Origin of the sequence: Salinirubrum litoreum (assembly GCF_020567425.1) — an archaeon.
GTDB classification, from domain to species: domain Archaea; phylum Halobacteriota; class Halobacteria; order Halobacteriales; family Haloferacaceae; genus Salinirubrum; species Salinirubrum litoreum.
The window spans coordinates 796327-808939 of record NZ_JAJCVJ010000001.1; the positions used below are offsets into that span (position 1 = coordinate 796327).

Sequence of the window (12613 nt, forward strand, 5' to 3'; positions counted from 1 at the left end):
GATGGTCGACGCACTCACGCAGGTCGCGGGTGCTGGTGCCGGGGCAGTCGCCGGGGCCAACCTCGCGGAGACTGCCGGCCTGCTCCTCCAGTCGGGCGAGCCACTGCTCCCGCCGGAGTACTTCCCGAACGGGTGGGAACGATACGCGATCGGCGGGCTGTTCGTCGGTCTCGGCGTGGCGATCATCTACCTCGCGTCGGGGATCATCGCCGGCGCGAGCACCTTTCTGGAGACGACGCTGTCCTACGTCTCCGACCTCCCGCGATTCAACCGTGGGAAGTATCTCCGGTCGCGCGACTGGCGCGTCGTCTTCACGGTCGGCATCGTCGGCGGTGCGGCCATCTACGCCCTGCTGTTTCAGGACGGCGCGTGGACCACCGCAGTCCAGCCGTGGCGACTGTTCGCCGGGGGTATCCTCGTCGGCGTCGGCACGCGACTCGGGAAGGGCTGTACCTCCGGTCACGGCGTCTGTGGCGTCGGGTCGGCCTCCCGAACATCGCTCGTCAACGTCGCCACGTTCATGCTGATCGCGGTCGGGACCGCCCAACTCGTCGCCGCACTCGGGGTGAGTCCCTGATGAGTGACGAGCGTGCAGTCACAGACGGCGGGAGCGGTGAGGCGGCGCAGAGTCCGTGGTTCCTGCCGGTCGTCCTGTTCGGCGGGATGGTCTTCGGCTTCGGCCTCGGCTTCAGCCAGATGGCACGCCCGGAGGTCGTGCTGGACTTCCTCCAGTTCGAGGACTTCGGGCTGGTGTTCGTGATGGGCGGGGCCGCGGTCGTCACCGGGACGACCTTCTTCCTCGCCACGCGTCTGCTGGACCGTGCGCCCCTGACGGGCGACGCCTACACGCGCCGACTGAAGTCGTTCGACCGGAACGTCCTCGTCGGCGGCGGCATCTTCGGTGTCGGCTGGGGCCTGTCGGGTATCTGCCCCGGCGCGGCGTACGCCAGCCTCGGCGTCGGGAACGTCACCATCCTCTGGGCGATCGCCGGGATGTTCCTCGGTGCGTACCTCCAGGGCTGGTGGCGGGCACGGGACGCGACGTCGACAACGACCGCCACGTCCGCTGACTGAGCTGACCCGTGGGACGGACGGTCGTTCCGTGGCACGCGCGGCGGTGTGGTCGTTCCGTGGCACGCGCGGCGGTGTAATCCACCACACGCGAGCGGGCCGCCTCAGTGTTGCGTCAGGCATACAAACTCTTTTGCCCGTCCACTGCGTAGCTCCGCCAACATGACGAACTCGATGAGCGAGATGCTCCGGGGGGACATGGAGTGTGAGGGACTCCTCGAGTGTTTCCACGGGCTGAAGGAGTTGGACAAGGAGGTGTTCCGCGAACTGACGACCCACGACGAGTCACTGACCGTCGACGAGGTGGCCGAGGCGATCGACCGGGAACGGTCGACCGCCTACCGGTCCATCCAGCGACTCCTCAGTACCGGCTTCGTCCAGAAGGAGCAGGTCAACTACGATCAGGGCGGCTACTACCACGTCTACCACCCGACCGACCCCGACGAGGTGGCCGACGACATGCAACGCATGCTGAACGACTGGTACGCCAAGATGGGCCAGTTGATCGGCGAGTTCCGCGAGAAGTACGACACGCCCGAGGCCGCGACCTCCGAGAGCTGAGTTCACACACCCCGTCGAACGAACCCCTCGAATTCTCCGTTCACCGCGTCCTTTACGCTGGTTGAGCACGTACGTGCATAGGATGAAGAAGAACGAACTGGTCCACTTTCACTCCCTCCTGGTGACCATCGCCGAGGAGTTCGTCGACTCGGGGCTGGCGACGAAGGCGGACTTCGCGGAGTACGACGTACTCGACGTCTCGCCGCTGGCGCTCCGTGCCGCGCGGGACGACCACGAACGGGCGGTGCTGACGCTGGCACGACTGCTCGCCGACGTCGTCAGAGAGCCCGAGACGCCGTCACAGGCCGTCGAAGCGAACTGAGTCGGCGGACACACGTCCAGCCGGCGTGTCGTCGGTCCCGACACCCACTCCGAGCGACAGCTAACGAGAAACCGATAAGTCGGGCCCGTCACACCCTCCCGACATGCGACTGGAGGACTACTGGGGCGTGGGACCGAAGACGAGCGAGCGACTCCGGGCGACGCTCGGCGTCGACCGCGCCGTCACGGCCATCGAGAGTGCCGACATCCGGGCGCTGACCGAGGCGGGTATCTCGCGAGGGCGAGCGACCCGCATCCTGCGTCGGGCGAACGGCGAGGCCGGGATGGACCTACTCGCCACCCGCGACGCCCGCAACGTCTACGACGACCTGCTCTCACTCGCCGAGGAGTACGCCGTCACGCACCACGCGGGCGACCGGATTCGCGTGCTCACACCACTGACCGACCGAGAGGCCGTCGAATCCCGACTGGACGACGTGCTGGCCGCGCGGGAGGCGTGGGCCGGACTCTCGGAGTCGGATCGCGAGAACGTCCTCTCGGCGTTCGAGACCTACGACGAGGCCGGGGGGACCGAACGCGCCGCCGTCGAGACCGCGCTGACGCTCCGAGAGGCCGGCCTGTCGGGTGGGCCGTTCGACGCGCTGTCGGACGTCGACCCGGCCGCACTCCGGGAGGCGGCGGGCGCACTCGGGCGTGTCGAGGACGGCGAAGTCGCGGCCGGCGTCGACGAGGAACTCGACCGACTGCGCAACCGGCTCGCAGACGCCGAATCACTCGAGGGAAGCGCCTTCGACCTGATCGACACAATCCGGGAGGGCGGCGTCCGGAACCTCGACGACTTCCGGGGTGCGTTCGTCGAGTACGTGGCGAGCGAGACCGACCTGACGCGCGGGGAGGTCGAGTCGGCGACCACGGACGACGCGGTGGACGCCGCCGACTTCGTGAGCAGTTCGCTCCGGAACCTCGTCGCCGACCTCCGGGAACAGGCCGAGGCGCGCGAGGAGACCGTCGCCGAGGATCTCTCCGGTGCGGTCGAGTCGGCCCGCGAGGACATCGACACCGCCGTCTCGGCGACCGACGACATCGCCTTCGCCCTCTCGCTGGCGCGGTTCGCCGAGGCACACGACCTCGTCCGGCCCGAACTCGTGGCGGACGGCCTCGCGGTCCGGGACGCCCGGAACCTGACCCTGTCGGGCGACATCCAGCCGATCACCTACGCGGTTGGACGCCACAGTCTGTCGCCGGCGGCCGAGTTGTCTGCGGGGGCGACTCGCGGTGCGGGCGGGGCGAGAGCCGGAGGCTTTGGCGACGACGACCCGCCGGAGACGCCGCCCTCCGGCGACCGGGTGACGGTCCTGACCGGGGCGAACTCCGGCGGGAAGACGACGCTGCTGGAGACGCTCTGTCAGATCACGCTGCTCGCGTCGATGGGGCTGCCGGTGCCGGCACGGGAGGCCGAAGTCGCGCTGGTCGACTCGGTGGTCTTCCACCGCCGGCACGCGAGTTTCAACGCCGGTGTGCTGGAGTCCACGCTCAAGTCTATCGTCCCGCCGCTGACCGAGGAGGGGCGCGCCCTGATGCTCGTCGACGAGTTCGAGGCCATCACGGAACCTGGCCGGGCGGCGGACCTGCTGAACGGACTCGTGCAGTTGTCGGTCGATCACGACGCACTCGGCGTCTACGTCACCCACCTCGCGGACGACCTCTCGCCGCTCCCGGACGCGGCCCGCATCGACGGCATCTTCGCCGAGGGGCTGACGCAGGACCTCGATCTACGGGTCGACTACCAGCCCCGGTTCGGGACGGTCGGCAAGTCCACGCCCGAGTTCATCGTCTCGCGACTGGTGGCGAACGCGCGGGGACGCGCCGAGCGACAGGGGTTCGAGGCGCTGGCGGGCGCGGTGGGCGAGGAGGCGGTCCAGCGCACGCTGTCGGACGTTCGGTGGCAGGAGAACTGAGCGCAGCTTCGCCGACGCTACCGCATCTCTTCGAGACCGACGAACGCTTCGCGGTCGGCCGAGAGCCACGACGCGACCCGATCACGGCACCGACTCCGGCGAGGGTAGATCGTACACCGGTCCGGTCGCCCGTCGTACTCCACGACGACGCTGTGGAGGGCGAAGTCGCGGCTGTCGATGGCGTGGGGGGCGGTCGCGGACGATGACGCTCCGTCTGGGTGCGTGGCTCCTGACGAGCCGGCGGGGTCGAGTGGCATGGTCGGCGGTCTGTACTATCGAGACGCCGACCGGACTACATAACCCCTGCTAAGAGCACTCCATAGCGTTCGGTATCGGTCGTGATCGTTCGTGTCGGTGGCGAATGTGGTCTGCTCCACGGCCTGTCCCGGAGATGCACAGAACTACAGAGTGCTACGTATCCCACTTAGCGAACTACTAACCCGGCGGGTGAGTCGGTGTCCTCAGCGTGCGCGGACGCGTTATCACGTGCCAGTGACGCGACGCCAGCCAGCCTGTCCAGTTCGCGCACGCCTTCTGCGACGCACAACCCCTGTTGCCACTGCCTCGGCCCGCTGTCACGACTGCCTCGTTCGGTCGGTGCAAAACTCGCGGGACAACTGCCGAATGGGACAGATTCAACTGTCGGCGTCACCCGGTACTGAGGTATGGTCGATCCGACTTCCGATCTCGGCGAGGACGTAGACGAGGAGTCGGCCCCCCGGTGTGCGACCTGCGGCGACGCCATCGTCCGGGAGCCGACACACCGGGTCGTGACGTGGGTCGAGGACGGGTCGGTCCACCACCGCCACTTCTGTAGCGACGACTGCAAGGCCGACTACGACGACGCGGCCTGACGCGCGGCCGACGACGCGGGCCGCGAGAACACGACACGCCGAGCGTCACTGGCGGGCGGTCACGACCGCGCGGTGATGACGGTACAGTCCAGTTTCTCCTTCAGGAACGTCTCGATGTCCGGATCGTCGAGGAAGCGTCGGAGCGTCCGCCGCCAGCGACCGGCCTGCTTCTGCCCGATCACGACGACGTCGGCCGACTCCGCCGCGACCTCCTCCAGAATCGTCTCCTCGACGATGAACCCCCGGCGGACGACGTAGCGAGCGCGCGGGATGTCGCCGAACTCGCTCTCGACCGCGCGTTTGAGGTCGGTCCGACTCACCGTGGACCCGTCCTGATAGAGGTTGACGTGGAGGACGGTGAGGTCGGCGTCGCGTTCGTCTGCGACGCGCAGTGCCTCTTCCAGGGTCGCGTGGGAGTGGCTCGTCAGGGGATACCGCACGGGGACGACGACAAGCGTCATTGGTGGCTCCAGTCACTCCAAGGGTGTGAAGATTTCTGTCGGCGGCCGTCGCGTCGACTCACTCGGAGTCGGCCGGGTCCGCGGTCACGGCGTCCACAGCCCCGTCGGCGACCCGCATCCGGCCGTCGATCTCGGCGGTGACGCCGAACTCGCGGGCGTAGTCGGCGACGACCTCGTGCTGGATGCCGGACTCGCCCGCGCGGTGGTGTTCGTCCAGCGTCGGGAACTCGTGATCCGAGTGGAGCAGGTACTCCGGCGTGGCGAGCGTGTAGTACCGCTCCTCGTCGAGTGGCTCACCCCCGACCGTCACCTCTCGAACCGACTCGCCGTCGGGGTCCCAGACGACCTCCACGCCGGAGACGTGACCGTGTCGCCAGCCCGGTTCGCCGAAGTCCACGACCGAGCCACTGATCTCCGCGAGGATCGCCCGCAGGTCTGTGCCGGACACCTCGGCGATCACGATGCGTTCCTCGAAGGGGAGCACCGAGATCAGATCGGCCATCGTCACCGCGCCCGCGAGGGGTGGCCCGGACCGGAGGCCGCCGCTGTTCTGAAGCGCGGTGTCGGTGCCGGCGGCCCAGCGGTAGGCGTCGGCGACGAAGTTGCCGATCCGGCACTCGCCGGCGACCACGGTCTCCTGTGCCCTGTCGAGTGGCTCCGGGGCCTCGGCGACCGTCTCGTTCAGGCCGGCGTCCGCGACGCGCCCCCGGAGCGCGTCGGCGAGCGAGCGCAGCGGACTCCCACTCGCGACGCGGGGGTCGTCCGCCTCCGGGTCGCCCAGGTCGGCGACCGCGTGTCGCCGGACCGACGGCGTGTCGCCCTCGTCCGGATCGAGATCGACCTCCAGCAGGACGTGGCCGTTCTGGCCGGGGCGGGTGAGCAGCGTCCCGGTCACCACCTCGCTGCGCTCGCTGTGGACGTGGCCGCCGAGGATGGCGTCGAAGTCGAGTGCCGCGAGGTCGTCGTCACCCTGGCCGAGGTGCGAGAGTGCGACGAGGAAGTCGACACCCTCCTCGCGCAGGCGACCGATCGCCCGCCGGGCGGCCGGGACGGGGTCGTCGAAGCCGAGGTCGACGGCCTCCGGATTGAGCGACTGGGTCGTCGGATCGGTGAGTCCGACGAAGCCGATCCGGTCGCCCGCGACCTCGCGGATGGTCCAGGGCACGACGCCCTGCTGGGCACCGAAGCGCTCGCCGTCCTCGTCGCGGACGTTCGCGCTGACCCACTCCTGCGGGCTGTCGGCGACGAGGGCTCGGGTCGCGTCCGGGCCGTAGTCGAAGTCGTGGTTGCCGAAGGTCTCCAGATCGGTGCCGACCGCCCGGAAGAAGTCGAGCGACTGGCGACCGCGCTCGACCAGCGAGAGGACGCCCGGCGCGGTGTTGTCGCCGGTGCCGGTCACCAGCGTATCGTCCCCGTCGAGCGTGGCGATCAGGCCGGCGAGGCGGCTCACGCGGTCCGGGTCGTCGTAGACGTTCTCGATGTCGGAGTAGTGGAGGAGACGCGGCATCTATCGGCTGTGACGTGCGTGGCGTCAAGAAGGCGTCGGGATCCACGCCCGGTCCGAAGCCCTTTCCCGCGTGGCCCGTCAGACGTCGGGTATGCCAGAGATCGGAGACTCCGACGTCGAGGACGCCGAGCGGTGGGCCGCGAACGCCGACCGCGAGAAGCAGGCGTGGGAGGCGACGCTCGAAGACATGCAGGCGATGGCCGAGGACCTCGAAGCCGAGGGCTGGGACACCGTCGCCACCGCCGCCGGGCACACCGCCCCCGAGAGTCCCGAAGCGGGCGACTACGACCGGTTCGGGCTGACCCACGTCGTCCCCGACAACTTCGCCGAGGCGTTCACCGACGCCTTCTCCGTGGGCGACTTCCCGCAGTTCGAGGTCTACCGCGCCGAACAGGACGGGCGCGTCTTCCTCGTGACCGTGCTGATGGATCCCGACGCACGGCAGGCCATCCTGCTGGCCGGTACCTACGAACTGCGCCACGCACTCGGCTGTGTGAAAGCCGCCGAGGAGGCCGGCGAGATGTACACCCACGTCGTGACACTCGATCAGACGCACCTCGGGTCGTTCCGCCACGACAGCCACGAGAAGTTCTTCCCCGACAGAGCGACCGTGGAGAACTGGGCGATCGACCCCGAGCGCAGAGACGACTGACGACGCTCTCTCTCGACGACTCTCTCGTCCGCCGTCACACTTCCCCGCTTCGCAGAGTACAAGAGGTGCGGGGCAGTACGGCGGTGTATGCAAGTAGCCGACGCGATGACGCCCCGCTCGGACCTCGTGACCGTCGAGTTGCCGGGCACCCGCGACGACGTGCTTCAGTACCTACAGGAGCACGGCTTCTCGTCCGTGCCAGTCGTCAAAGTGACCGACGGCGTCGAGGAGTACCGTGGTCTGATCTCCCGTGAAGACCTGATCGAGGACCCCGACGAGGACCAGTTGGCGATCCTGATGCGCGAGGTCCCGACCGCCACCGCCGACGAGGCCATCGAGGCGGTCGCGGCGCGGATGGTCGCGGAACGCTCCCGGCGCGTCCCGGTCGTCGACGACGACGGGGGGCTGGAGGGGATCGTCACCGTCACCGACGTCGTGCGAGCCATCGCACGCGGCGACATCGACGGCGACACGGAGGTCGGCGAGGTCGCGGCCCGCGACGTGAACACCAGCTACGTCGAGACGCCCCTGACGGTCGTCGAACGCGAGATCAACTACGCGAACGTCCCCTACTCGGTCGTGCTGGACGACGACGCCCGGATGGCCGGCATCGTCACCGAGGTCGACATCATCGAGGTCGCCCGTGTCGTCGAAGGCGAGGACGAGACCGGCGACTCCGTGGCCGGGCAGGACGACGAGTGGATGTGGGAGGGGATCAAGGCGGTCGGCAACCGGTACATCCCGACCCGGAACGTCGAGATCCCCGCCGAACCGGTCCGTGAGTTCATGAGCGACGAGGTGACGACCGTCTCCAGCAAGCGGACCGCGAAGGAGGTCGCCGGGACGATGCTGTCGACAGACATCGAGCAGATCCCGCTGGTCTCGGGCGACGAACTGATCGGCGTCGTCCGCGACGTGAACCTGCTGGAGGCGCTCTGATGGCGGACGCCGAGACCATCACCGAACTCGCCAAGCGACGGGGCTTCTTCTTCGGCTCCTCGGGCGCGTACGGCGGTGTGGCGGGCTTCTACACCTTCGGGCCGCAGGGTGCGGCGCTGAAGGGCAACGTCGAAGCCTCGTGGCGCGAGCAGTTCGCCGTCAAACTCGGCAACGAGGAGATCGAAGCACCGACGATCATGCCCGAAGCCGTCTTCGAGGCGTCGGGCCACCTCGACGGCTTCGACGACATGCTCGTCGAGTGTGCCGAGTGTGGCGAGTCCCACCGTGCGGACCACCTGATCGAGGACAACACCGGCATCGAGGAGGCTGAGAGCCTGCCGATCCCGGAGGTCGAGGAACTGATCCGCGAACACGACCTCGCGTGTCCCTCGTGTGGTGCCCCCCTCGCCGGCCAACCGGTCGAGGATTTCAACCTCATGTTCGAGACGTCCATCGGTCCCGGGTCCGGTCAGCCGGGGTACCTGCGTCCCGAGACGGCACAGGGTATCTTCGTGGAGTTCCCGCAACTGAAGGAGTACGCCCGGAACAAACTCCCCTTCGGCGTCACCCAGATCGGCCCGGCCTACCGGAACGAGATCAGTCCCCGGAAGGGGATCATCCGGGTGCGTGAGTTCACGCAGGCCGAGTTGGAGCAGTTCATCGACCCCGAGACCGACGAACCGCCACTGGAGGAGGTCGCCGACGAACCGGTGACGCTCTACCCGGCGACGAAACAGGAAGCGGAGGGCACCGAGTACGTCGAGACGACGATCGGCGAGGCGGTCGACGACGGCGTCATCGCCGACGCGTGGATCGGCTACTACCTCGGCATCGCCAAGCGGTGGTACCAGTCCATCGGCGTCGACATGGACCGGTTCCGGTTCCGCCAGCACCTCCCCGGCGAACTCGCCCACTACTCGGCGGACTGCTGGGACGCCGAGAGCGAGGTCGGCGGCGACTGGGTGGAGATCGCGGGCTTCTCCTACCGGGCCGACTACGACCTCACGAAACACGGCGAGTACGCAGACGACGACTTCACCATCTTCCGGCAGTACGACGAACCGAAGACGGTCGAGCGCGCCGTCGTCGACCCCGACATGAGCGTCCTCGGCCCGGAGTTCGGCGGCGCGGCCGGCGACGTGGCCGAGGCCCTCGCGGACCTCGCGGCACGCGACCCGGACGCCTTCGACGGCGAGACGGTGACCGTCGAGGTCGACGGCGAGTCCTACGAGGTCGACACCGAGGTCGCCGACTTCCGCGTCGAGGAGCAGACCGAGTCGGGCGAACACATCACGCCCCACGTCGTGGAACCCTCCTTCGGCGTCGGCCGGACGGTCTACACGCTCATCGAACACGGCTACACCGAAGACGAGGTCGCGGGCGAGGCGCGCACCTTCCTCGATCTGGACGCCTCGGTCGCGCCGACGTTCGCGGGCGTCTTCCCCCTCGTCTCGGACGACCGACTGGAGTCGCTGGCCCACGAGATCGTCTCGGACCTCCGGGCGGTCGGCCTCGAGGCGGACTACGACGACTCCGGCAACATCGGCCGTCGCTACCGCCGGCAGGACGAGATCGGCACGCCGTTCTGCATCACGGTCGACCGGGACGGGATCGAGGGCGACGGCCCCGACACCGTGACGGTGCGGGAACGCGACACGACCGCGCAGGTTCGGGTGCCGGTCTCCGAGGTCGTCTCGGAGCTGACGGCCCTGCGGACCGGCGACCGGGAGTTCGCCGCGCTCCTAGACGAGTACGAGACGGTCTCCGAAGGCCAACTGGCCGACGCGTGAGCGAGATCGGTCGGCGGCTCGTCCACGCGAGCGGGACCGGGATTCCGGGGCTGTACCTCCTGAGCCTGGTCAGCTACCGCCAACTCGGCTACGTGCTGATCGGCCTGGCGGTGACCGTCACGGTCCTGGAGATCGCGCGACTCGGCTTCGGCCTCGACTGGGCCATCTACGACCGTCTGACGCGGGAGTACGAGCAGGACAACGTCGCGGGCTACGCGCTCTACATGTACTCGATGCTCGCGGTCGTCTGGGTGTTCGAGCCGACGGTCGCAGTACCGGGGATGCTGATGCTGACGGTCGGTGACCCCATCTCGGGCGTCCTCGGGTCGAACGATGCCACCACGGCGAAGGAAGTGGGCGTGCTGGCGGCGATGTTCGCGGTCTGTCTCGCGCTGGCACTCCCCTTCGTGTCGCTGCTCCCGGCGGCACTCGGGGCGCTCGGAGCGACACTGGCAGACGGGTTCAAGCCGGTGATCGCGGGCTACGTCGTCGACGACAACCTCTCCATCCCGCCCTCGGCGGCGGTCGGGATCACGCTCGGGACGTTCCTGTTGACGCTCGTCTGACCCGAGCCTCGATCCGCGCACGCGGTCGTCGGTGACTGGCTCACCGAGAACTCGCTCGGGCGAGCCAGCTTGCGGTTCTCGACCTCCTCGCCCGGGTGCTCCGAACACGACACCGAGCGGACAAGTGTCGGAAAGAGAGACGTACAGTTCGGATCGGCACCCGACGGCGGCAGGATTAACGTCATCTCGATATCAATTACGGGGACCTACCTTTATATGCTAGCCTGCGTGATTGGCAACAACTCAATCATGGCAACGGTCTACGCAGTCGCGAGTTCGAAGGGTGGCGTCGGGAAGACGACGACCACGGTGAACCTGGGGGCGACACTGGCGTCTGCAGGGCTGTCGGTCGCGGTCGTCGACGGCGACATCGGGATGGCGAACCTCGGCGACGCGCTGGGTGTCGACCCGGACGGCGCGACGCTCCACGACGTGCTGGCCGAGGACAGCGAGGTCGCCCCCGAGGACGCCGTCTACGAGGGACCGGCCGGGGTGGCGGTCGTCCCCGGCGACACGAGCATCGACGGGTTCCGGGCCGCAGAGCCGGCGAACCTCGCAGCCGTCATCGACGCGCTGGACGACTACGACTACGTCCTCGTGGACACCGGCGCGGGACTCAGCCACGACACGGTGCTCCCGCTGGGGCTGGCCGACGAGGTCGTCCTCGTCTCGACCACCGAGCGCGACTCGCTGACCGACACCGAGAAGACCAGACAGGTGGTCGATCGCCTCGGCGGGACGACACGCGGCGTGGTGTTGACGAGCGTCGATCCGGACGACCCGAACGCCGAGGAGGTCGCAGCACGCCTCGACGCCGACGTGATCGAGGCCATCCCGGCCGACCCGGTCGTTCGGGAGTCGATGCAGTTGGCCGACCCGCTGGCGAGGTACGCTCCCGGTTCGCCGGCCGCGAGCGCCTACCGAGCGCTCGCCGGTAGCTTGACTGGCGAGTCGATTCCGACGCCCGAGGTGGTCGACGAACCGGCAGACGAGACGACCGAGGCGGACGACGCGGGCGAGACGTCGACTGCCGACGAGGAGACGGCGGGGACCGACGACACGGACGCCGAACCCGCCGGCGAGACCGAGTCCGTCGAGGTCGGTGCGGTCGAGACCGGTTCCGAGGACGGCGAAGCGAGCGATGCCGAAGACGGCGAAGCGATCGATGCCGAGGACGGCGAGACGACCGATGCCGAAGACGGCGACGGGATCACGCTCGGCTCGCCGGCCGAGGGAGAGACCGGTGAGGAAGCGGACGACGGAATCACTCTCACCGAATCCGAGGAAGGTGAATCCGAGGAGATCGACGCCGGCGCGACCGAATCCGAGGATCTCGATCTCGACACGACCGACGAGGACTCGGCTGGTGAGGACGTGCTGTCGGCAGACGACGCCGACCCGGCCGCAGACGACGACGAAGACGCCGAGGCCAGCGAGACGGCGGCGGGCGAGTCGGACGACGCGGAGACGACCGAGACGGTCGACGACACGGGAGCGGAAGCCGAGACGGAAGCAGAGACGGCCGACGATTCCGAGGAGGGAGTCGGGGCCGACGACGCAGACGACGCGGGCGACCCGTCGGGACTGACCGACGACGACGCGCTCGCAGCAGACACCGCGCCCTCTGACGACCCGCTCGTCGCCGACAGTGCAGAACCGGACGAGGGAGCGTCGGCCGACGAGGACGACGACACCGTCTTCGCCACGTCGCTGGTCGAGGAGGCCGAACCGACAGAGGACGACAGCGACGACAGCGGGGCTGCGACCGACACCGACGAGGACGCGGCGTTCGTCGAGACCGACGACGAGGACGACGAGGACGACGACGACGGCGGCAAGGGTTTCCTCGGGCGACTGTTGGGCTGAATCGGGAACTTCTTTTAGCTGGCTCGTGCCAGCAGGGACATGGACGAATCAGAGTCAGTACCGATGAGCTGGATCGTGCTCTTTCTGCTGTTGGCCCTCGGACTCG

General features: G+C 68.6%; 14 protein-coding genes. 11 read left to right on the forward strand and 3 right to left on the reverse strand.

Going from position 1 to position 12613, the window contains the following annotated elements; translation table 11 throughout:
• Position 1 precedes the first annotated feature (1 nt).
• The 5 genes from LI337_RS03845 (at position 2) to LI337_RS03865 (ending at position 3872) form a co-directional block, all read left to right on the forward strand.
• Positions 2–577, forward strand: a complete 576-nt coding sequence (locus LI337_RS03845; RefSeq protein ID WP_303645195.1) for a YeeE/YedE family protein — start codon at positions 2–4, stop codon at positions 575–577.
• The gene (locus tag LI337_RS03850) at positions 577–1074 is read left to right on the forward strand and encodes a DUF6691 family protein (protein WP_227228398.1); all 498 of its coding nucleotides are present in this window, start codon (positions 577–579) and stop codon (positions 1072–1074) included. The genes LI337_RS03845 and LI337_RS03850 overlap by 1 nt, the downstream gene beginning before the upstream one ends.
• 159 nt (positions 1075–1233) lie before the next feature.
• Positions 1234–1632, forward strand: a complete 399-nt coding sequence (locus LI337_RS03855) for a helix-turn-helix domain-containing protein (protein WP_227228399.1) — start codon at positions 1234–1236, stop codon at positions 1630–1632.
• Between the two features lie 82 nt (positions 1633–1714).
• Positions 1715–1954 carry a UPF0058 family protein gene (locus LI337_RS03860; RefSeq protein WP_227228400.1) on the forward strand — a complete coding sequence of 80 codons (240 nt, stop codon included), beginning with the start codon at positions 1715–1717 and terminating at the stop codon, positions 1952–1954.
• Positions 1955–2057: 103 nt separating this feature from the next.
• On the forward strand, positions 2058–3872 hold the full coding sequence (locus LI337_RS03865) for a MutS-related protein (protein ID WP_227228401.1): 1815 nt from the start codon (positions 2058–2060) through the stop codon (positions 3870–3872).
• A gap of 17 nt (positions 3873–3889) precedes the next feature.
• Here the strand turns inward: LI337_RS03865 and LI337_RS03870 are convergent, their stop codons facing one another.
• The gene (locus LI337_RS03870) at positions 3890–4129 is read right to left on the reverse strand and encodes a DUF7511 domain-containing protein (protein ID WP_227228402.1); all 240 of its coding nucleotides are present in this window, start codon (positions 4127–4129) and stop codon (positions 3890–3892) included.
• 408 nt (positions 4130–4537) lie between these two features.
• Between LI337_RS03870 and LI337_RS03875 the strand changes: the two genes are divergently transcribed.
• On the forward strand, positions 4538–4726 hold the full coding sequence (locus LI337_RS03875) for a DUF7576 family protein (RefSeq protein WP_227228403.1): 189 nt from the start codon (positions 4538–4540) through the stop codon (positions 4724–4726).
• 59 nt (positions 4727–4785) lie between these two features.
• Here LI337_RS03875 and LI337_RS03880 read toward each other — a convergent pair whose 3' ends face one another.
• Together LI337_RS03880 and LI337_RS03885 are read right to left on the reverse strand one after the other, a co-directional pair.
• Positions 4786–5187, reverse strand: coding sequence for a universal stress protein (locus LI337_RS03880; RefSeq protein ID WP_227228404.1), 402 nt, complete (start codon positions 5185–5187; stop codon positions 4786–4788).
• Between the two features lie 58 nt (positions 5188–5245).
• Complete coding sequence (locus tag LI337_RS03885; protein ID WP_227228405.1) at positions 5246–6694, reverse strand: bifunctional metallophosphatase/5'-nucleotidase; 1449 nt, start codon at positions 6692–6694, stop codon at positions 5246–5248.
• Positions 6695–6785: 91 nt separating this feature from the next.
• Here LI337_RS03885 and LI337_RS03890 point away from each other — a divergent pair, with 91 nt between their 5' ends.
• From LI337_RS03890 to LI337_RS03910, 5 genes are all read left to right on the forward strand, one after another.
• A complete protein-coding gene (locus LI337_RS03890; RefSeq protein WP_227228406.1) occupies positions 6786–7346 on the forward strand; it encodes a DUF7529 family protein in 561 nt (186 codons plus the stop codon).
• 87 nt (positions 7347–7433) lie between these two features.
• The gene (locus LI337_RS03895) at positions 7434–8285 is read left to right on the forward strand and encodes a CBS domain-containing protein (RefSeq protein ID WP_227228407.1); all 852 of its coding nucleotides are present in this window, start codon (positions 7434–7436) and stop codon (positions 8283–8285) included.
• Entirely contained in the window at positions 8285–10075 is a 1791-nt protein-coding gene (gene glyS, locus LI337_RS03900; protein WP_227228408.1) for a glycine--tRNA ligase, read from the forward strand. Before LI337_RS03895 ends, glyS begins: the two co-directional genes overlap by 1 nt.
• Positions 10072–10641: a dolichol kinase gene (locus tag LI337_RS03905; protein WP_227228409.1), complete on the forward strand. Its 570-nt coding sequence runs from the start codon at positions 10072–10074 to the stop codon at positions 10639–10641. The genes glyS and LI337_RS03905 overlap by 4 nt, the downstream gene beginning before the upstream one ends.
• A gap of 249 nt (positions 10642–10890) precedes the next feature.
• Entirely contained in the window at positions 10891–12507 is a 1617-nt protein-coding gene (locus tag LI337_RS03910; protein ID WP_227228410.1) for a nucleotide-binding protein, read from the forward strand.
• Positions 12508–12613 lie beyond the last annotated feature (106 nt).